We start from the raw sequence: 21,538 nt of genomic DNA on the forward strand, positions 1-21,538 counted from the left end.
GCCTCCATCATTCCATCTGCATGCTCACGTTTTGTCCGCTTCTTCTAAGCTCTGTGGCTTTTTCAAGGACTTCTCTAAAATTATCAGGAGAATATTTTAAAACTTGTATTTCTTCCTTGTTTTCTACTGATATTCCCTGCCTGTAAAGAGCTGACATGAGGTCATCTATTACAATAGAAAAACCTATAGATGGAACTTCTTTTCCGTATTTGCCAAGAAGATTGTCGTATCTGCCGCCCTTGGCTATTGCATCACCAACGCCGTAAGTGTAGGCAGAAAAAATAACGCCTGTATAATAGTTAAATCTTGAAAGTATGCCAAGGTCAAAGGATACGTACTTCTCAACGCCGTAGTAGCTAAGTACTTTATAGAGATCCTTTAATCTTTTAACTGCAGATATAGATCTTTCATTAGAAGCTTCATCCATTGCCTTGTCCAGAGCGCTGTCTGAGCCTATAAACTCTGAAACCTTGACGATAAGCTTGGTATATTTCTTAGGAACGTTCTTTTCCCTCATGATAGCTTCGGCAGCAAAATAGTTTTTACCAATTATCTGGGCTCTGATCTCCTCTTCTGTATCTGAGTCAATGCCGGCTTCCTCACAGATTCCCTTGTAATAATCAGCATCTCCTATGCTGACCTGAAAGTCTGAAAGTCCGGAGCATTTAAGAGTTTCTATCAAAAGAGCTATGGCCTCAGCATCAGCATAGACAGAAGGATCATTCATAAGCTCCACGCCGATATTGTAATTTTCCTTGAGCTTCCCCTGAAGGTTTGAAACATTAAGAAATGATGAGCCCTGGTAAACAACCTTTACAGGATTACCATTCTCAAGCATTACTTTGGAAGCGCAGCGGGCAATGGAAGGAGTAAAGTCCGGCCTAAGCACAAGAGTATTACCTTCCTTGTCAAAGAATTTGTATAGTTCCTTGGTATCAGCAGCATTGATTTCTTCTGCAAATACATCAAAAAATTCAAAGGTCGGAGTCTCTATGTCCTTGTAACCAAAGCTTTTTATCTTGTCATGTATTCTGTTACAGATAAGCTTTCTATCGCTGCATTCCTTGCCATAGATATCTCTTACGCCATCTGGAGTATGTAAAAGAACTTTTGTCATAAACACCTCTTTCTATAAAAACAACGCTTTAGCGCTGCACAGTGCTAATTCATTAGCATGTTATCATAGTAAAAAGTTTAACTGATGGTTGGTTCTATGTCAACAAAAAAGTAATTAGTCTCTTTCATCAAGATCTTTCTGGATAAGATCAAGATATGGTACTAGAATTCCGCTTTCCCCAGGAGAATTGATAACATATCCGTCATCAAGCTCGTCCCTTCTAAAGCTCTTTCTGCCGCCGTTTTCTGCTCTTTTCCAAAACTCTAGTAAGCGTCTAAAGGGCAGATAATAAAATTCATTTAGTGAAGTGAAATATATTAAGAAAAAAGCGATTCCATCCTGTTTTTCAAAGTCTTCCATGAATCTGACCTGATGAGGATGGATATTTTCAAGAGTAAAAGTTGTAGATGCACATTCCTTGGCATCGAAGCAAACAGGTATACCCTGCACAGCTCCGATATAATCAACTGTACTCTTCTGGTCGAAGTATGCCAAAGTGATGTGGCGTGTTTCTTTTTCGATGTTGATGGGTGTAATAGGTGTAGGAATCTTCTGGATAAGTGCAAGAGATAGCTCTTGATACCTCTCATTAGATCTGTTTATTAGTTCCTCTAAGGTTGACCCCCTAAGGCCTCTTGATTTCCAAGTAGGCATATTACCCCTTTTCTAGAATTCTGCCGTATATATCTGGCAGTTCTGCAATGAATTCTCTTCCAGATAGATCAGATAGTTCAGCATCCATCTTATCTGGAAAAATAAGTCTGTAGCTGTGAAGAAGCTGGAATTTAAGGCCATATACACTTTTGCCACCATATTTATGATCCCCGATTATTGGAGTATTTTGGCTCTGCAGATGTGCCCTGATCTGATGCGGTTTACCAGTAATTAGTTTAACTTCAAGATAAGTCATATCCTGTTCCTTAAGATATTTCAAAGGAATATATTCAGTTTCTATATAGGAATACTTATTATCCCCTGGATCATCTTTTTTGATAATGACCTTATTTTGAGTTTCGTCCTTATACAAAAAGCCTTTTAACTTTGATCCTTCCTGAATATGCCCAGAAACTATAGTTCTATAATACTTATCAAGAGTTCTGTCTTTTAGCATTTTATTCATAACTCTTGCGCCCTTTAAAGACTTTGCGCAAATAACAAGGCCGCTTGTATTTCTATCTAGCCTGTTGCAGACAGATGGCTTATAGATTTCAAGCTCCTCTTGAGAAATCTGTTTCTTTTCAAGCATATAGCCAATTAGCCATTCATTAAGGCTAAGGTCACCTGTTTGCGCCTTTTGGGTTAATATTCCAGCAGGCTTATTTACAAATAAAACATGATCATTTTCAAATACTACCTGAAGATTTCCAATTTTTTCATAGGCAGTTTTATATTCGCTTGTTGAGGCAATTTTTGAAGACTCTTTAGTATTTGAACTTGAGCCCCTGAATTTATCTAAGGTCTCATCAGCAAAAAAGATTGCAATTTTATCGCCCTTTAACAGTTTTTCTTTGCCATCAGCTTTTTTGCCATTGAGAGTAATATTCTTTTTGCGAAGCATCTTGTAAATAAAGCCAGCGGATGCGTTTGGAAGATATGATTTCAAAAAGCTGTCTAAACGCTTTTCTACCTCATTATTCCCAATTACGATTTCTTTCATGATCTGCTATCTCCATTAAAGTGATATGGATAAAAGAATGGACGCAGGCGTCTGTACAGTACCAGGTTGCCAGGAGTCTTCAATCTTCTGCATGTCTATGCCCTTTTCGCTTCTAAGCTTTTCAAGCTGTGAAAGCCTTTCACAGAACTTATCTATATTGTCGAAGATTTTAATGCTGTAGCTTGAATAACCGCTTGGGGCCATCATCTTTTTAATATGCTTCTCGCAGTCAGCGATATCCATGTCTTCATCAGCCGTATAACAAATAATATTTTTATCAAGAACAGTTGAAGCATTTACGTAAAAATTCTTGTCATAGGATGTGATCACGTGATCATAATGAATGAGCAGTTCTCCGCAATGCTTTAAGATTTTCTTGTGATCTTCTTCAGAACAGGGCTTTGCCTTTAGGAGCATTATCATATTAACTGCGCTCCAACCTGTAGGAAGGCAGCCTAGAGCTGCAATAATACTAAATACGCTTTTTTGAGAATGATAAATAATAAGACCTGCTGCAAAGATAAGTAGTGTAATCGCAAGGGAAATCGCTGTCCTGATAATAGCTTTTTTCCTGTTATATCTGATATATCCGAAATCCCCTTTATAAATCTTTTTCATAAAACAAAACCTTTCAAGTTATTTTACCCCGAGAGATGAAAGTTCTTCATCTGTTAGTTTACGGTATTCTCCGGGCATTAATTTTTCATCAAGAACAAGTGGGCCCATTGACAGACGCTTTAGGAAAAGAACTTCATTGCCCACTGCTTCCATCATACGTTTAACCTGGTGAAAACGTCCTTCATGGATAATAAGATGCACAACGGGCCTATTTTCGCTATCCAGGCCTTTATCTATCACCTTTGCTGGAAGTGTATAGTCTATATCGCCGTTATCTTTCTTATCTCCTATATCTACACCTTTCTGAAGCTTATCTATATCATCTTCTGATAAAGAGCTGGCTAGATGCACCTCGTAAACCTTATCCACGTGCTTTTTTGGAGAAAGAAGCCTATGAATGAGACCTCCATCATCTGTCAAAAGTAAAAGACCTTCAGTGTCAATATCAAGCCTTCCTGCGGGACTAAGTCCCTTAACATTTTCTTCTGCAAGAAGATCTAAAACGGTTGTGTTTCTTCCATCTGTTGTTGCTGATACCACTCCCTGAGGCTTGTACAGCATAAAGTAATGGTACTTGCTATACCCAAGGACATTTCCGTCAAAAGCTATTTCATCTTCATTCTCATTTACATGGATGTCAGCTTTGGAAACTACAATGCCATTTACCTGACATCTTCCGTTTTTTACATATTCTTTTATCTGCTTACGGGTACCAACGCCCATAAGTCCTAAAAATTTATCTAGTCTCAATTGTTACCTCATTACTCTGTGTAAACAGTTCGTAGCTATTATAAGCTCTGCATACTATCTTAGAAGTTTTTACAGAAGCCGGAATCTTAACGTTAAAAGATTGAGTCTCTTTGGTCCTATCCCACATTTGAAGAGATGAGAATGTTGTACCACCATCATAACTATAAGAGAAATAAATTATGGGGCTTTGCTTGTCTTTTGTTGTCATTTCTACAAGGACGTTTCTGCTAGTGCTGTCATAGGCCAAAGTCTTTATCTGGCATGTATCAGGATCTGTAGTGTCATGATAAACAGTACTAGTAGGCTTTTTAACCGATTTATAAGAGAAGGTTGAATAGTCAACCCCTGTGGATGATGATTTTAATTTAAAATATTTAGCTACTGCTGTAGCATCTGATACTCCAAGCTTAGTGCAGAAATCCTTTTGACTAAGGTGCTGAACATCATAAGCATGATCCAAATAGCAGTGCTCAATTATATCACAAGGGATTCCTCTCGCAACACAGTTTCTGATAATTCCGTAATAGTCTTTCCCAGAATTTCCTATTTTAGTCTTTACACCTTTTTGATATAAGCCAAGAGATGCCAGTTCATTACTTGCTATCTGGCCAAAATCATAGCCTTTTTGATAATAAGAGCCAAATGCAGAAGTCCATATCTCACTTCCGTAGTATAAATGCTCTGAAGAAGCGTTGAAGTGGATACTGAAAACAAAGTCAGCGCCAAGATTCTTGGCTATTGCAGCTCTTGTATCAAGACCTACAATAGTGTCTGTTTCCCTGGTAAGGTATACAGATACATTGTCATATTTTTCCAGTTCTGCCTTCATGGCATTTGCAACCATCAGGGTTAATTCCTTTTCGGAAAAGCCGTTATACTGAGCTCCAAGATTTCTGTCTCCAATTCCGCCATGGCCAGGATCTATAACTATTACGTAGGTCTTTGGAGCAGCAATACTAGTGGTGCTATATCCAGAGAAAACGAGTATAAAAACACAAATAAAGCTGAAAAAAGCTGATACAAATCTTTTCATAAATCCCCCTATAAAATATCATTCTAGCAAAAATCTAATTTCTATAATCTAAGAAAAGCTGCCGCCGATGGCGACAGCCTTTTGCTCATTAAAGAAGATCGATATCTAAAGGTGCTGTATTGGAAACAGCCTCGCTTCCACCCTCAGCTGGAGCTGCAACCTGCTCAGGAGCCTGTTTAACGACCTCTGGCGGGCGAAGATCTGATCTGTTGGATCTGATGACTTCGCTGTACTGAGTAAGAGCAGACAGGATGCTGTCATTACTCTGGTTGATTGATTTGACCATATTTTCGCTGTTAAGTTTGATATTAGCTATAATATCATCGTTATTTTTGCTTGTTGCATCTATAGACTGAGAAATAATATCCTCAACACCTGCAAGAAGCTGGTCTGTATACTGTACAGCTGCAGCCTTCATGTCATTGGCTTCATTCATGGCTCTATCAAGGATTTCCTTGGCCTGAGATGCGGCTTGAGATACAACCTCATTAGCCTGAGCATAGGCCTGCTGCATGATCTCATGTTCGTTGATAAGCTCATTAGTATGAGCTGTAGCCTCATCAATAAGGTTCTGAGCCTTTTGTCTTGCATCATTTAAAATGGCTTCCTTATTGCTGATGATCTTCTGATATCTTTTGATCTCTTCAGGAGTTTTGCTTCTAAGTTCTCTTAAAAGTTCGTCGATTTCTTCTTTGTTGACGATTATCTTCGTCTGTGAAAGTGGCTGAGGCTTGCAGTTATCGATATAGGTTTCGATTTCATCAATCAGCTGCTCAATCCTACTTGTCATACTATTATCCCCCTAAATTAGTCTCTTAATTATCTGTCAAATCCGAATTTACTATATAGCGCATTTGCTACAAAATCCGGAACACATGGTGTTATATCCCCATTATAGCTTGCAACTTCCTTGACAACGGAGCTGCTAAGATAAGAATATTTGATATTAGTTGTAAGGAAAACTGTGTCTACTTCACCATGGGATAATTCCCTGTTAGTCTGAGCTATCTGCAGTTCATATTCAAAATCTGTAATGGCGCGAAGGCCTCTTACAACTGTATGAATATTCTTTTCCCTGCAATAATCAATAAGTAGTCCATCAAAAGACTCAATAATGATATTATCAAGATCCTTTACAGACTCTCTTATCATTTTAACACGTTCATCAAGCGTAAACAATGGAGTTTTCGCGGAATTACACATGACAGCCACGATAACTGTATCAAACATACGGGATGCACGTCTTATAATGTCCAAATGTCCGTAAGTAACTGGATCAAAACTACCTGGGTATAATGCAGTCTTCATTTAATCTGCCTTTCTATATATAAACACATGCTTATTTGTTTTATACTCTTTTACTCTTCTGATTTCAAAACCAAGATCATTTACGAAATCAAAGTCCATTTCAAGAGGGCTTTCCAAAATGATCATGGTATGCTCAGTAACATAATCCATAGATGAAAGCTGCATTAAAGTTCTCTCGTACAGATCTTCATGATAAGGAGGATCAATAAAAATTATGTCAGCTTCTTCTTCATGAATATTTCTAAGTCCTATAACAACGTCCTGCTTGAGAACTGTTGCATTTTCCTCAAAATGAGTAGTCTTAAGATTGGCCATTATGCATTTATAAGCGCCCTGAGCATTTTCAATAAAGTAAGCTTTTTTGGCTCCTCTTGAAAGCGCCTCTATACCGATTCCACCGCTTCCAGCAAAAAGATCAATGAAAATGGCCCCTGGAACCTGCATCTGAAGCATATTAAATAATGTTTCCTTGATTCTGTCCTGAGTTGGTCTTGTATCATTTCCCTCAGGAGTTACAAGTTTAAGTCTTCTGGCACTACCTGCAATTACTCTCATAATCTTACCTTTGTTCCTTTTGTATCACGACTGGTTACCTTAAGATGTCCAAGCTGAAGCTCCTTGTCGTTATGTTCTATTGCTCTTTCTTCCATATCGTTAAGGTAAAAGACATCTCTAATATAATCATTTTTGCCAAGGCGCATTCCTCTTACACCAACAGCAGCCTTCTTCTTCTCTGGTATACTATCTACATAGAATCTAAGGAAGAATCCGTCATTAGACCTAAGTATAACAGTCTTCTGAGCATGAAGTATCTCAACATTTACAACTTCATCCCCATCAGCAAGCTTTGTGGCAGCTACTGTTCTCTTTGAAACATCGAATTCTCCGCCATCTACAATTTTCATCATAGACATCTTGGTTGTAAAAAGAATTCTGTAAAGATTAAGGTCTGACTGACTGGCTGCAAGAATGATTGTTTCCTTGGAAGTATCAAAATTACTTACATTATCGATAGGTACTCCCTTATCCCTCATCTTGCCCTGTGGAAGATCCATTGCCTTGACTGTATGAAGATTACCGGTATTTGTAAAGAAACATACCTTTCCTGTATTTTTCATTATGAATGAGTATTTGAACTCAGCAAGGATGGTTTCTTTATTTTTTTCATAGGTAGAAGCATCAATTGTCTTGGCATAGCCGAATCTATCCATGATAAAAGCCACGTCCATCTCTTCTACTGGTTTTTCTTCATAAACTGCAGTTTCTCTGTTATCGATAACAGTTCTCCTTGCAGACTGGAATTCCTTTTTTATCTTCTGAAGATCATTCTGAATTACCATTGACATAGAATCGTGGCTTTCAAGAATATCTTCATATCTGTAAATATTTGCAACTGTAGCCTCGTGCTCTTTAACAAGAGCTTCAAGTTCAAGACCAATCAGTTTATATAAACGCATATCAAGAATTGCATCAGCCTGAGCATCAGTAAACATGAGCTGAGCAGCCATAGCCTTGGATTCTCTTGATTTAAAGTTGATACCATCAGTGATTCCGTTTACAAGGCAATTCTTGGCCATAGCTCTATCCTTGGAACCTCTAAGGATTTCAATAACAAGATCAATTACATTACAAGCCTTTATGAGACCTTCCTGTATTTCTTTTTTATCCTGTTCCTTTTTTAGAAGTGTTGTGTATTTACGTGTAGCAACTTCAAACTGGAAATCGGCACAGGCCCTCATGATTTCCTTAAGGGACATGGTCTCTGGCCTTCCATTATCGATGGCCAGCATGTTAACGCCAAAAGTATCCTCAAGCTTGGTCTTTTTGTATAAAAGATTAGTGAAGTTCTCTACGTCAGTATCCTTCTTAAGTTCGATAACAATGCGGATACCTTCCTTGGAGGACTGGTTAGAAATATCAATAATATCGTTTGTAACTTTCTTTTCAGCAAGCTCAGCTACATCAGACATGAACTTACCGATTCCCATACCTATCATGGTGTATGGAATTTCAGTAATAACAAGATTGATATGACCATTCTTGCCCTTTTCGGTCTCTACCTTACCTCTGATCCTTATCTTACCAACACCAGTTTCATAGATTTCTAAAAGTTCATCTTTATTGATGACTATGCCGCCTGTAGGGAAATCCGGACCTTTTATGTATTTCATAAGATCCTTGGTAGTAAGAGTATCATCCTGCATATAGGCAATTTCAGCATCAATAACTTCTGCTAAATTGTGAGGAGGAGTGCTGGTTGCCATACCTACAGCTATACCTTCAGATCCATTTATCAGGAAATTAGGTATCTTAACTGGTAGTACAGATGGTTCTCTTTCAGTTTCATCAAAGTTTGGAACAAAATCAACAACATTCTTGTCCAGATCTTCAAGGAAATGCTCCTGGGTAATCTTGGCTAGACGAGCCTCGGTGTATCGCATGGCTGCCTGCGAGTCACCCTCAATATTGCCAAAGTTACCATGACCATCTACAAGGGGTACAGCCTTTTTAAAGTCTTGAGTCATTACTACAAGACAGTCATAAATAGAGCTATCACCATGTGGGTGGTATTTACCCATGGTATCGCCCACAATTCTGGCACTTTTTCTGTAAGGTCTGTCATATCTGATGCCCAGTTCATACATATCATAAAGAGTTCTTCTCTGAACAGGTTTGAGACCATCTCTGATATCAGGAAGCGCACGGGCAACAATAACACTCATAGCATAATCTATGAATGATTTTTGCATTATATCCGAATATTCGGTTTTGATAATTCTATCTTCCATTTTTTCTCCCGAGTAATACTATGTAAAGTCAAAATGCTTAACCTATATCATGTTAAATATCAAGTTCAGCATCTGTGGCATGCTGATGAATAAATTCTCGTCTTGGAGGTACATCAACACCCATAAGAAGCTCAGTCATCTGAGAAGCCATCTTGGCATCTTCAATCTCAACTGCCTTTAAAAGTCTCTTTTCTGGATCCAGAGTTGTCTCCCACAGCTGTTCAGGGTCCATTTCACCAAGACCCTTATATCTCTGAAGTGTAAAGCTGCCCTTATGAGTAGCTCTATATTTTGCAAGAGCTGAGTCGTCATATAGATACTCTTCTTTACCTCTTGCAGGAATAGCCTTGTAAAGAGGCGGCATGGCAATATAAACATGCCCCTGGAATATTAGTTCAGGCATGAATCTATAAAACAAGGTAAGAAGTAGCGTTGCTATATGCTCACCATCAACGTCGGCATCCGCCATGATAATTATCTTGTCATATCGAAGTTTATTAATATCGAAATCATTGCCATAGCCTTCTGAAAAGCCACAGCCAAAGGCGTTGATCATGGTCTTGATCTCAGCATTGGCAAGAACCTTATCGATACTAGCCTTTTCAACGTTTAGGATCTTACCTCTGATTGGAAGAATAGCCTGGAAATTCCTGTCTCTTGCCATCTTGGCACTGCCGCCGGCAGAATCTCCCTCTACAATAAATATCTCGCATTTAGAAGCATCCTTGCTGATGCAGTTTGCAAGCTTACCATTAGAATCAAAGGAATATTTCTGCTTGGTAAGCATGTTGGTCTTGGCTTTTTCTTCAGTTTTCCTGATTTTGGCAGCTTTTTCAGCGCAGCCAATAATGGACTTAAGGACTTCAAGATTTCTATCAAAAAATCTTGTCATCTCATCGCCAGTTATCTTTGAAACAACCTTGGCAGCGTCCTGATTGTCAAGCTTAGTCTTGGTCTGACCTTCAAATCTAGGATCAGGGTGTTTTATGGATACAACTGCAGTCATACCATTTCTAACATCAGTACCTGTAAAGTTATTGTCTTTATCCTTTAGGATATTGAGTTCTCTTGCATACTGGTTGATGATATTAGTAAACATAGTTTTAAAGCCGGTTAGATGTGTACCACCTTCGGCATTGTAGATGTTATTACAAAAGCCAAGGACTTCTTCGTGGAATTCATTGACATACTGAAAGGCAACTTCAACCTCTACACCTTCAGATTCACCGCTAAAGGAAACTACCTCATGCACAGACTCTTTTGACTTATTCATATCCTTGATAAAGCCAGTGATACCGTCGGGTTCGTGGAACTCTATATATTCCTCAACGCCTGGTCTCTTATCCTGAAAAATAATGGTAAGTTCAGGATTAAGATAAGCAGTTTCATGAAGCCTTGATTTAATATCATCCTCTTTAAATCTGGTCTTTTCAAAAATAGTATCATCAGGCAGGAAATTTATGCATGTTCCTGTTTCCCTAGTTGTTCCAACTGGTGTAAGAAGCCCATCAACAAGCTTGGTCGTAGGAATTCCTCTCTCATAGGAATCCTCATAGATAAAGCCATCCTTTTTAATTCTAACGCTCATTCTCGTTGAAAGCGCGTTAACAACTGATGAACCTACACCATGAAGTCCACCACTTGTCTTATATGCATTATTATCAAATTTACCGCCGGCATGTAGCATAGTAAGAACTACACGCTCAGCAGTAATGCCTTTTGCGTGCATTCCAACAGGGATACCTCTTCCGTTATCTTCAACTGTAGCTGAACCATCAGCTTCAAGAGTAACATGGATAATTGTGCAGAATCCTGCCAGATGTTCGTCCACCGCGTTATCAACGATCTCATAAACCAGATGGTTAAGTCCACGAGTGGTAACACTTCCAATGTACATACCAGGACGCTTTCTAACTGCTTCAAGCCCCTCTAGTACTGTAATACTGGAAGCGTCATATTGTTCAAATGATGCCATGCTATAAAACCCCTTTAATAAAACTTTTTTCTAAAATAATAATTTGTAAATCAGAAATGAACCTTTTTCGTTACTGTTACTGCCAGTGCACCAGGTCCTATGTGACATGCAACAGATAATGAAAGAGGATCCATATTTATATCAAATCCCGGAAAAGCATCTTCCAGCTCCTTCTTCCAGGCATTTGCAGACTCTAAGTCTTTGGTATAGGCACAGGAAATCCAGAAGTCCTTGGCTTCCATGCCTCCAAACCTGTTCTCTATATCTGCCTTAATGGCATTTATCATGATATTCTTGCCCTGAGAACTTGTTCTTGCCTTGGCAAAAGCATCAAGCTTCTCGCCCTGAATCTGAAGAACTGGCTTCAAACGAAGCAGTGTACCAAGTGCTGCTGCTGCAGGCGTGATCCTGCCACCCTTTTTAAGGTAATATAGAGTATCAAGCATAATATATATGCTTGATTCAAACTTATTCTCCATAAGCTTTTCAACGATTTCTTCTGCAGAAAGTCCGGCCTCTGCCATTTCCTTGGCATCTAAGGCTGACTGTCTCTGAGTTACAGATATTCGCTGATTGTCTACAACAAACACCTTGCCTTCATATTCCTCAGATGCAATCATAAAAGCACTCTGGCATGATCCAGAAAGGCCGCTACTCATCGGAATATAAATTATCTGGTCATACTCCTCTAAAACCTTATCCCAAAGAGTCATAAGAGAATCTGGAGATGGCTGGCTTGTAGAAACAGTAGCATCTTCTGCTAACTTGTTATAAAACTCATCCTGAGTCAGGTTTATGTCCTCAAAATAATCTTCGTTGTTAATTGTAAATGGCATAGGAACAACAAAAATACCAAGTTCCTTACCCTGAGACTGTGTGATTCCGCTATTACTATCAGTTATAACTGCTATCTTAGACATTTTCTCCCCTGTCCCGGCTTGTGCCGATAATACTCCTATTTTCTTATTCAACTAAAGATATCTTACTTTTATAAAGTAGCAAAGTCAATAAAATTTGCAGATTTTGTGGCTAGTGTCTCTTTAAGTACACGATATTGTGGAAGACTTAGATCTGGATCTTCGGACAAAATTCTATCAGCGTCCATGGCAGATTCTTTTACCAGATCACTGTCATGATAGATATCCCCTACCCTGAAATTAAGGTCTCCGCTCTGTCGAACTCCAAAAAGGTCGCCAGGCCCTCGCTGTCTTAAATCTTCCTCTGCTATCTTGAATCCATCATTTGACTTATTCATGATATCGAGACGCTTTTTTGCATCTTCGCCTTCTGAGGTATTTAGAAAAATGCAGTAAGACTGATGCTTTCCACGTCCAACTCTTCCTCTTAACTGATGCAGCTGAGATAAACCGTACCTTTCAGCATTTTCGATCATCATTACTGTTGCATTAGGGACATTTATTCCAACCTCTATAACTGTGGTTGAAACAAGAACATCAATATCCTTTCTTGCAAAGGCTTCCATTATCTCGTCCTTTTCCCTTGGCTTCATCTTACCATGAAGCATTTCTATGCGAATACTCTCTGGCAAGTTCTGTCGCAGGATTTCGGTATAATCAGTTACATTGCAGACGCCATCTAGTTCTCCTTCTTCTATCATAGGGCAGATGACATAAGCCTGTCTTCCGGCTTCTACCTGATCCTTTATGAATTTATAAGCCTTTGGCCTGTAGTCGGTTCCCACAACGCAGTTTTTTATAGGGAGACGTCCGCCAGGAAGCTCATTAATTATGGATATGTGCAGATCTCCATAAAGAATTATTGCCAGGGTCCTTGGTATTGGAGTTGCGCTCATCGCAAGAACATGTGTATTAAATCCTTTGCCTGCAAGAGCTTCTCTTTGCCTAACTCCAAATCTATGCTGCTCATCGGTGACTACAAGGGCCAGATTCTTATAATCCACTTTATCCTGTATAAGTGCATTTGTCCCGATAATGCAATTAACTTCCCCAAGACTTATAAGGCGCTGAGCTTCTCTTTTATCCTTGGCAGAAAGTGCACCTGTCAAAAGAACTGGTTTTAAAGTTTTTATATCGTATTTATCAATTAGCTCTTTGAAACTTTCAAAATGCTGGGCTGCCAGGACTTCAGTTGGAGCCATAAGGGCTGCCTGATAGCCATTTGCTGCAGCTGTTAAAAGAGCCATGAAAGCCAGGATTGTCTTACCAGATCCCACATCACCCTGAATTAGCCTGTTCATTACAGAAGGCCCTGAAATATCATGAAGTATATCCTCCCAGGCTTGCAGCTGAGCACTTGTTAATTTATATGGTAAAACTTCTAGTAAACGTCTGGTTTCTGATGTTTCGAGCATAGGAAAAGAATTAGACAATTCTTCAGAATTCTTCTTAAGGAGCCTTAGTCTTAACACAAATAGTAAAAATTCATTATATGCAAGCCTTCTTCTGGCATCTTCAAGCATTTTTTCATTTGCAGGAAAATGAATGCCTCTGACAGCCTCTGAAAGCCCGATGAGCCCTAATCTGTCCAGAATATCGCTTGGAATATACTCTTTAGAGGCTTCAGCTCCTAGAAAGGCCTGTTCCATTGCTTTCATAACCGCATTATTAGTCAGTCCTTTTACTAGAGGGTATCTTGGAAGAAGCTTTCCAATTAGAGATGAATACTCTTCTATGCTATACATCTTGGGCTGATCCATAGTTAAAAATGAGCCCTTCTTTTGAACCAGGCCCCTAAATATGTGAGTTGTTCCGCTTTTAAGAGAAGAAGCGAGATATGGAGCATTAAAATAGGTCATCTTTATTCTGCCAGTTTCATCAGCAGCTTCAAAAGCAATAATAGAGAGGTTTCTGACACGACGCTTCACTATACTGCCAATTATAGTAAGTTTTACAGCGTTAACCTGGCCTGAAATGGCATCACATGCTCTTACAGGGGCAAGAAAACCGTCATAGGCTCTTGGATAGTAGGACAAAAGATCTCCAACAGTCCTTACACCACATTTTTCAAAAAGTTTAGATGTCTTCTCCCCGACTCCTTTTAAGTTTATTACTAGTTCCTGAGAATAACCACTCCCCATAATGGCACCTTCCTAAAATCAAAGATAAAACTATTATACATTGTATTGTGCATAAAGAAAAAGCCGGGCTAAAAAGCCCGGCAAAAATGTTCTTATTATTCAGCTGAAACTATGTAGTAATATATTGGCTGTCCGCCATACTGAAGTTCTACATCACAATTAGGGAACTTCTCAGAGACTCTGCTTCTAAGAGCATCAGCATCTTTCTCATCTACATCGCTTCCGTAATAAATACTGATGAGTTCTAGCTCCTCAGACATCATCTTATCAAGCATATCAAATGTGACATCAGCTATTTCTCCTCCAACTGCAAGAATACCTGCATCACCAATACCCATGTAGTCGCCCTGTCTGATCTCAACATCATCAATCTTAGTATCTCTTACAGCATAAGTTACCTCACCTGTATTAACCGTGCCAAGTGATTCTGTCATAGCAGCTACAACTTCCTCTACAGGAGTCTCAGGTACATAGTTAATAATAGCTGTTATTCCCTGTGGAACAGTCTTGGATGGAACGACTACAATCTTCTTTCCATCTGCATTATCTTCAGACATGATTGCAGCCTGATTAGCAGCAAGAATAATATTCTTGTTGTTAGGAAGAACGATAACTGTCTTAGCATTAACCTTCTCAACTGCATCTAAAATATCTGCAGTACTTGGGTTCATGGTCTGACCACCCTCTATTACGTAGTCAACGCCAAGTCCTCTGAAGATATCAGCAAGGCCTGCTCCTGCGCAAACAGTAACAAATCCAATCTCCTTAGGCGGCTCAGCAGGCGCCTTTTCCTCTTTGCTATCCATATTAACCTTGTTTCCAAGAGGAATCTCATCATCCTTGGAGTAAGTTGGAGTCATTTCAGCAGCACCGTTGATTTCCGTCTTGATTTCAGCCCAGGACCCATCGCTATTTTCATGGAAAAGCTTTTCTCTATGTTCCATTCTCATGTTATCAATTTTCATGTTTGAAAGCTGACCATACATAAGAGCTCTCTGAATAGCTAGTCCAGGATCATTTGAGTGAACATGAACCTTACAGATTTCATCATCTGCAACGAGAACAATACTGTCACCGATTGATTCAAGAAATCCCTTAAAATCAATCTCCTGCTTAACATTTAAAGGCTTATTTAAAAGAACTATAAACTCTGTACAATAGCCAAACTTAATATCCTCTTCCTTGGGCTCTGCCTTGGTTCTGGCTCCAGGTGTTACCTGTTCTTCTGTTATAGAAAGATCAATCTCTTTGCCGAGGTAACCATCAAGAGCTCCCTTGAGAACCTGCATAAGACCCTGTCCGCCTGAATCAACAACGCCAGCCTGCTTTAGAACAGGAAGCATATCAGGAGTCTTGGCTAGAACCTCATCTGCATATTTAATAACTTCATTGCAGAAATATTCAATATCCTCTGTACCTTCTACAGCGAGCTCTTTAGCTTTCTCGCTAGCACCCTTGGCTACGGTAAGGATTGTACCTTCCTTGGGTTTCATAACTGCCTTGTAGGCAGTCTCTACAGCTTTATCAAATGCTTCTGCAAGAATCTTTACATCAATTTCATCGTGGGTCTTAACAACCTTGGTAAATCCTCTAAGAAGCTGTGAAAGAATAACACCTGAGTTACCTCTAGCCCCTCGAAGTGAGCCAGAAGAAATAGCCTTACAGATGGCTTCCATGGAAGCATTCTCTCCAAGGGAGCTTACTTCCTTGGCTGCAGACATGATTGTCATTGTCATGTTGGTACCTGTATCTCCATCTGGAACTGGGAAAACATTAAGCTCGTTTATCCATTCCTTCTTGGCTTCAAGGTTCTTGGCACCAGTCAAAAACATCTTTGACAGCATCTTAGCGTCTAAACAATTGTTACTCAAAATAAATTCCTCCTAGAACTTGCAATCGAATTAGTCAATTACACGGACGCCTTCGATATAGATATTGATCTTCTCGATTTCAAGCCCCGTAAATTCCTCTACCTTATATTTAACAGTATCTATAAGATTTTCTGATACAGCAGAAATACTAACACCATAAGCAACTATAACATGGAAGTCAAGTCTAAGTTTATCACCCTCGTCAAGAGTTACGTTGATTCCTCTTGTCATAGAGTCCAGTTTAAGAAGACTAACAAGTCCATCCTTAACATTAACATTTGCCATACCAACAATGCCGAAACACTCCATTGCTACAGCACCTGCGTACTGGGCAATTACTTCGTTATCAATAGAAATATTTCCCATATGCGTATTCACTACAGAAGCCTTCATATATTTCCTCCTTAACGCGTTTATAGAAGATAGCCTAAATAGCCATCTTATCGCATACATATAGTATTATAATAGCAGTTTAATAAAAAATAAACCATATTTTTTGTAAGATTTACTTGCAATTATATTTACTTTCTGCTAATATATCAATGTTGCGGACGCAAACCGCAATGAAATTGATTAGATTTAAACATTACATGGCTTATAAGGAGGTGTCAAAATGGCTAAATGTGATATTTGTGGCAAGGGCGTTCATTTCGGAAACAACGTAAGCCATTCTCATAGAAGATCTAATAGAGTTTGGAAGTCAAACGTTCAGCACGTTGCTTGTAAGGTTAATGGCTCTACTAAGAGAATGCACGTTTGCGCAAGCTGCCTTAGATCAAACAAAGTTGAAAGAGCTTAATTGTTTAGTTAATTAAGTATTAAAAATTACCACCTGATTATTCAGGTGGTTTTTTTATTGGATAAGAAATTGCTTGTTGCCATATTTTATTAAAAAAAATGCATCTTCTATCTTCTTCAGACAGAAAATGCAAAAAGTGCAAGCTTTGAAACTATAAGCTCTCTTATTATGATTCCTTTAGAAAGTTTTTCTTCGGGACTCATCTTTGTAAGCTGCTCTACTGTGTAGACCTTTTCCTTAAAGCCCTTTGACTCATCTACATTGTTTTTGTATTCAGAAACTCTTATCCTGCTCCTTAGCTGTTTGAATACTCTGTAATCAAAACTATCCTTGTTTAAGTAAAAGAAATGACTCTCTAAAGTAGTATCAAGATCAACATCATCCTTTAAATATTTAGAAATAATTGTCTTAAATTTAAAAGGAACCATCTCATTATTCAAAAGCTCGTTATAATTATAGCGTGCTCCAAAATAATATCTCTCTATATCCTGCATATAGTACTTAAAGTCATTTTCATTGACAATATTGTTCAATTCTTTTTTTCTCCACTATCAAGATCTTCGATATTATCTCCGCTAAATTTTATAGCGCTTCGAATTTTATCTTCATCCCATCCAGTCTCATCCATGAGTTCCTTGACGGTTACTTTCCTTCGTAGGTCCTCAGCAAGTTCGCTTGCCTTGTCAGCTACTTCCTGAACAAGTTTTAAAACTTTCTGCTCTCCAGCATCTTCCGCAAGATTATTCTCTACTGCTGCTTCCATCGCATCAAGCATAAGCTTGTATAAAAAGCTTTCAACTTCCTCTGGCTCGCCAACTGCATCAAGCATAGTTACGCCTCTTGTCAGGGCAAAGTTACCTTCACCAATTAGATCTTCAAGATAAACTCCCTGCTCGGTGTACATTTTTGCTACATCTACTACCAAAGGGAGATAGCACTCAATAAGCTTTCTCTGAGCATCTTTATCTCCTGAAATTGCTGACATACTAATAGCTGTTTTCTCTCCATCTGTATATGCTGGAAGATCCTTAAGACTATCTAGATAGCTATTTAGATAATTATTTTCCTCATCAGTTAGATTAAATTCATCTGTATCTACAGCCTCGCCAATGCCGATCTTGTGGCTTTTTAAATATTCAAAAACCATCTCCATCTGCTTGTCATCGAGCTCAAGCTCTGAAAAGGCTGATTCAACCTGTTCTTTTGATATTACATTTTTATTTTCTCTTGCAGTTCTTGTTACAAGCTTTAATATTTCTGCAAACTCTTTTTCTTTATTGTCAATGTTACCCATAATACTCCTTATTTAACATGCTGATGTGTAAATAGATGCTCCTGGCAATACTCATAATTACCATTACATTTAGAGCAGAATCTAAATTCCAGATCTGGATTTGTAACTTCTGTTCTGCCACAAACTGCGCATTTATGCCTTGTCACACCCCTTGGCGCCATGCGAACATTCTTCTGAAATTCAGATCTTCTGTGCATCTCACCAGGTTTATATTTATTTAACTTACCAAGAGCAGCATAAAACAACAGCAAATTAATAAATTGTGATCCAATTGCAAAAAATACAGCGTAGTCACGTTGAATAAACGCTATAAAACACTGATATGCAAGGAATGCTCCGTAAAAATATCCAAGGTACTTGACCTTGATTGGTATAAGAAACATAAGAAGTACCTGAACATTCGGATACAATATAGCAAAAGCCAGGAACACTATCTGCTGCAGGTAATAGCTACTAAAGGTAAATGAAATAATTGGCATATATGTTTGTGTAAACTCTATGCCATACATACTTACATTAAGGAAATACGCCAAAAATGCACCTATTATCATAAGTAGCGCACCAGATATGATAAATAGGTTATATCTGAAGGTCCCAAGCGTTCTCTCCATATTGGATCCAACAAAATAGTAAAAAAGCAACGTGATAATGACCAGAATGCTAACCCTTGAAGGAGGAATTATAAGCCAGGTAACAAGTCTCCAAATCTGGCCTCTCAATATCATTTCAGGATTTAATGTAAGAAAACTAATAATATTAACCTGCGCTGGTGCAAGTTCAAGTACATATCCTATAGCATATAGAACAACCAGGTAAAGAGTTAGATTTGGAATTGCGTACTTTCCAAATTTTTTCTCCAGGTTATTTATAAATTTGTTCATTTATTTACCTCTTTAATGTTTTTAAATTCATCTCCAGACACAGCAACTATAGGAATTCTTGCTTTTTCTGAATTTCCAAGGTTACGTATCTGTCTTGATGCCTCATATCCATCCACATTAGGTGTCTGAATGTCAATGATCAATAGATCGAAATATCCTGCAGGCGCAGCAACTATCTTATTGACTGCGTCAGTTCCATCGTTGGCCACTTGAACCTCAAAGCCTGTCTTTTTAAGAAGAGCTGCAACATTATTCCTGACACTTGTAATAGAATCAACAATAAGTGTCCTATTACCGCTAAAGTCATAGGCAGAAAGAATTTCTTCTATGTTTTCTGATGTAGCTTCCTTTATATCCAGGATAAACTGTCTGAACTTCAGGTTCTGATCATTGGAATTGTAATGTCCACTCTCTACACTACTAAAATCATGGACATCATCAATAAGCCACAACAGATGGCTGCTCAGGTCCTTGATCTTACCAAGATATTCATCCGTTCTGCCACTTTTGTCTTTTCCTGCTATATTAGCATAATCAATGATACTGTCAACAGAGTTATGCATATCTTCTGATAATCTATTTAGGAAAAGAGTCTTTGAAATGTTGGCTTTTTCCATTTCAATACGGGCTTTTTCCTTCTCCTTTACTGCTTTTAAAGATTTATGACGATCTTTTTGTGAGAAGAACAAAATAACAGCCAGAATCAGAAGCGCAAATACAAATATTGCCCATATGTTATCAAAAAACATGTCAGCAAGAGTATATTTTGCAAGGCCTTCAGAATACTGATATGCAAGATTTAGAGAAAATTCCTGCCCGGTAACACTCATTCCTCTGTTTAGAAGCTTTAATAGTCCCTCGTTACCGATTTTTACGCCAAAGCATCTATCATCAGTGTATGGGAGCTGTCTAAATGACAACAATCTATAAGCTCTGTTTTTGAGCAGGGTATTCGTTCTAAGACCATTTAATGTTGTACATTTAACTTTGCCATCTAAAACCGCTGTCAAACAGTCTTTTGTAGAATCAAAATAGGTTATTGTTGAATCAGGATAATGCGTTTTTACAAAGTAGTACTGCATTTTATTGTTTCTGTTTATGGCAAAATCAGCATTAGAAGCGCTGATAAAATCATCGCTATATATAAGGTTAACTGCAGTTGAAGTAACAGCGCTAGTCAAATACAAACCATCTTCTTCAGAATAGAACAGACCTCCACCAACAGGAAATGCAACATCAATCTCGCCTTTAGAAAGAGCTTCTGTCAGATCATCATAGTCCTGATACCCCTGATAACTCACTTTTACTGAATCAAGGCTTAAGTTCTTGAAAATCTCAGGCACAAGATCTTTTACGAAACCTGTTACATTGCCATCTTTATCAGTGTCACTATATGGAAGATAATTCTCAAGATAGCCTACACTTAACTCAGTATTTTCAGCAATCCATTCTTTCTCAGCTTCCGAAAAGGCTCTGCTAGTAAGACTTGATGCATAGTACTTATTGCGTAAAAGGCTAATGTAATTTGGATCTTCATAATACAACTGCTCCTGAGCTGCATTTAATTCTTTTAACAGCTTGGGATTATTCTTAGAAACACACAAGTAATAATCTGATGATCCAAAAGATGAAAGAATTTCAGCGTGAGTTCTTGAATTTGTACCATCTGTTTCAGCGGCCATTACATCTATATCTTTTTTATCAAAGGCAGCAAAAAGAGCATCATAACTAGTATAGGTAATGATGTTGGAGTTTATCTTTTTTTCTGAAAGAAAATCTATAAGTTTGTTCTTTATGGCACTATCAAGGACTCCGATTTTCTTGCCATTAAGAGAAGTAAGATGAGTTGAAATAGTATCATCATCCTCATGCTTGACAAGGCTATAGCTTTCTGTTCCCATAGGCCTGTCGGGATAAAGGATCATATCTTCTCTTTCCTCAAGGAATGCAAGGCCGGCTACCATGTCGACTTCACCATCAAGAAGCATATTATATATATCTACAAAATCCCCATAGATATATTCATATTTCCATCCAGTAAACTCAGATAACTTACGATAATATTCATAAGCATAGCCAGCTTTAATGCTGTCATCTGAAGCACCTTCTTCAAACACTTCATTTTCATAATATCCAACTTTTATGATTTTGGATTCTGATGCAGCATAAGATCTGACTGGTATGCATAAAGAACTGAGAATAATTATCAAGAAAAATAGAAAGAATCTTCTTGTGATTTTTTTGAACATTACTATACACCCCTCAATATTTCATAAGACAATGATATCATAAAATGTCAAGAAATTTTCTATAAAGTTTTAGACACATCGTATTTTTTGTGCAACTTCCATCAATTGATTTTTCACAATCTGTGCATTATAATCATAG

At 38.2% G+C, this 21,538-nt stretch carries 20 protein-coding genes; 1 reads left to right on the plus strand and 19 read right to left on the minus strand.

What is annotated here, in order from left to right:
- Positions 1-7: 7 nt before the first annotated feature.
- The 15 genes from hisZ to G631_RS0100825 form a co-directional block, all read right to left on the minus strand.
- The gene (hisZ, locus tag G631_RS0100755) at positions 8-1,117 is read right to left on the minus strand and encodes an ATP phosphoribosyltransferase regulatory subunit (RefSeq protein ID WP_026487793.1); all 1,110 of its coding nucleotides are present in this window, start codon (positions 1,115-1,117) and stop codon (positions 8-10) included.
- A 114-nt stretch (positions 1,118-1,231) separates the two neighbouring features.
- Positions 1,232-1,771 (minus strand): Holliday junction resolvase RecU, encoded by a 540-nt coding sequence (locus G631_RS0100760; protein WP_026487794.1) that lies wholly within the window; start codon positions 1,769-1,771, stop codon positions 1,232-1,234.
- A gap of 1 nt (position 1,772) precedes the next feature.
- Positions 1,773-2,774, minus strand: coding sequence for an RluA family pseudouridine synthase (locus tag G631_RS0100765; protein ID WP_026487795.1), 1,002 nt, complete (start codon positions 2,772-2,774; stop codon positions 1,773-1,775).
- A 15-nt stretch (positions 2,775-2,789) separates the two neighbouring features.
- A complete protein-coding gene (locus G631_RS0100770; RefSeq protein WP_026487796.1) occupies positions 2,790-3,392 on the minus strand; it encodes a hypothetical protein in 603 nt (200 codons plus the stop codon).
- Between the two features lie 18 nt (positions 3,393-3,410).
- The gene (locus G631_RS0100775) at positions 3,411-4,142 is read right to left on the minus strand and encodes a pseudouridine synthase (protein ID WP_026487797.1); all 732 of its coding nucleotides are present in this window, start codon (positions 4,140-4,142) and stop codon (positions 3,411-3,413) included.
- Positions 4,129-5,175, minus strand: coding sequence for an N-acetylmuramoyl-L-alanine amidase family protein (locus G631_RS0100780; RefSeq protein WP_026487798.1), 1,047 nt, complete (start codon positions 5,173-5,175; stop codon positions 4,129-4,131). The genes G631_RS0100775 and G631_RS0100780 overlap by 14 nt, the downstream gene beginning before the upstream one ends.
- Before the next feature lie 88 nt (positions 5,176-5,263).
- On the minus strand, positions 5,264-5,965 hold the full coding sequence (locus tag G631_RS0100785; protein ID WP_026487799.1) for an ATPase: 702 nt from the start codon (positions 5,963-5,965) through the stop codon (positions 5,264-5,266).
- Positions 5,966-5,994: 29 nt separating this feature from the next.
- A complete protein-coding gene (gene coaD / locus G631_RS0100790; protein ID WP_026487800.1) occupies positions 5,995-6,483 on the minus strand; it encodes a pantetheine-phosphate adenylyltransferase in 489 nt (162 codons plus the stop codon).
- Positions 6,484-7,038 (minus strand): 16S rRNA (guanine(966)-N(2))-methyltransferase RsmD, encoded by a 555-nt coding sequence (rsmD, locus tag G631_RS0100795; protein WP_026487801.1) that lies wholly within the window; start codon positions 7,036-7,038, stop codon positions 6,484-6,486.
- On the minus strand, positions 7,035-9,272 hold the full coding sequence (locus tag G631_RS0100800; protein WP_026487802.1) for a DNA gyrase/topoisomerase IV subunit A: 2,238 nt from the start codon (positions 9,270-9,272) through the stop codon (positions 7,035-7,037). The genes rsmD and G631_RS0100800 overlap by 4 nt, the downstream gene beginning before the upstream one ends.
- A gap of 52 nt (positions 9,273-9,324) precedes the next feature.
- Positions 9,325-11,247 carry a DNA gyrase/topoisomerase IV subunit B gene (locus tag G631_RS0100805; protein ID WP_026487803.1) on the minus strand — a complete coding sequence of 641 codons (1,923 nt, stop codon included), beginning with the start codon at positions 11,245-11,247 and terminating at the stop codon, positions 9,325-9,327.
- A gap of 50 nt (positions 11,248-11,297) precedes the next feature.
- Positions 11,298-12,167: a DegV family protein gene (locus G631_RS0100810; protein WP_026487804.1), complete on the minus strand. Its 870-nt coding sequence runs from the start codon at positions 12,165-12,167 to the stop codon at positions 11,298-11,300.
- 68 nt (positions 12,168-12,235) lie between these two features.
- A complete protein-coding gene (gene recG / locus G631_RS0100815) occupies positions 12,236-14,305 on the minus strand; it encodes an ATP-dependent DNA helicase RecG (protein WP_026487805.1) in 2,070 nt (689 codons plus the stop codon).
- Positions 14,306-14,400: 95 nt separating this feature from the next.
- Positions 14,401-16,176, minus strand: a complete 1,776-nt coding sequence (locus G631_RS0100820) for a DAK2 domain-containing protein (RefSeq protein WP_026487806.1) — start codon at positions 16,174-16,176, stop codon at positions 14,401-14,403.
- Positions 16,177-16,206: 30 nt separating this feature from the next.
- Positions 16,207-16,569 carry an Asp23/Gls24 family envelope stress response protein gene (locus G631_RS0100825; protein ID WP_026487807.1) on the minus strand — a complete coding sequence of 121 codons (363 nt, stop codon included), beginning with the start codon at positions 16,567-16,569 and terminating at the stop codon, positions 16,207-16,209.
- 220 nt (positions 16,570-16,789) lie between these two features.
- On the opposite strand from G631_RS0100825, the gene rpmB reads away from it, so the two are divergent.
- Complete coding sequence (rpmB, locus tag G631_RS0100830) at positions 16,790-16,975, plus strand: 50S ribosomal protein L28 (RefSeq protein WP_026487808.1); 186 nt, start codon at positions 16,790-16,792, stop codon at positions 16,973-16,975.
- A gap of 116 nt (positions 16,976-17,091) precedes the next feature.
- Here rpmB and G631_RS0100835 read toward each other — a convergent pair whose 3' ends face one another.
- The 4 genes from G631_RS0100835 to G631_RS0100850 are packed head-to-tail and all read right to left on the minus strand — an operon-like array spanning position 17,092 to position 21,399.
- The gene (locus G631_RS0100835) at positions 17,092-17,508 is read right to left on the minus strand and encodes a hypothetical protein (protein WP_026487809.1); all 417 of its coding nucleotides are present in this window, start codon (positions 17,506-17,508) and stop codon (positions 17,092-17,094) included.
- Positions 17,505-18,269, minus strand: coding sequence for a sigma factor (locus G631_RS0100840; protein ID WP_035789078.1), 765 nt, complete (start codon positions 18,267-18,269; stop codon positions 17,505-17,507). Before G631_RS0100840 ends, G631_RS0100835 begins: the two co-directional genes overlap by 4 nt.
- 8 nt (positions 18,270-18,277) lie before the next feature.
- The gene (locus G631_RS0100845) at positions 18,278-19,150 is read right to left on the minus strand and encodes a membrane protein (protein ID WP_026487811.1); all 873 of its coding nucleotides are present in this window, start codon (positions 19,148-19,150) and stop codon (positions 18,278-18,280) included.
- On the minus strand, positions 19,147-21,399 hold the full coding sequence (locus G631_RS0100850; protein ID WP_026487812.1) for a transporter substrate-binding domain-containing protein: 2,253 nt from the start codon (positions 21,397-21,399) through the stop codon (positions 19,147-19,149). The genes G631_RS0100845 and G631_RS0100850 overlap by 4 nt, the downstream gene beginning before the upstream one ends.
- Positions 21,400-21,538 lie beyond the last annotated feature (139 nt).

It is taken from the genome of Butyrivibrio sp. XBB1001 (assembly GCF_000424505.1).
Classification (GTDB): domain Bacteria; phylum Bacillota; class Clostridia; order Lachnospirales; family Lachnospiraceae; genus Butyrivibrio.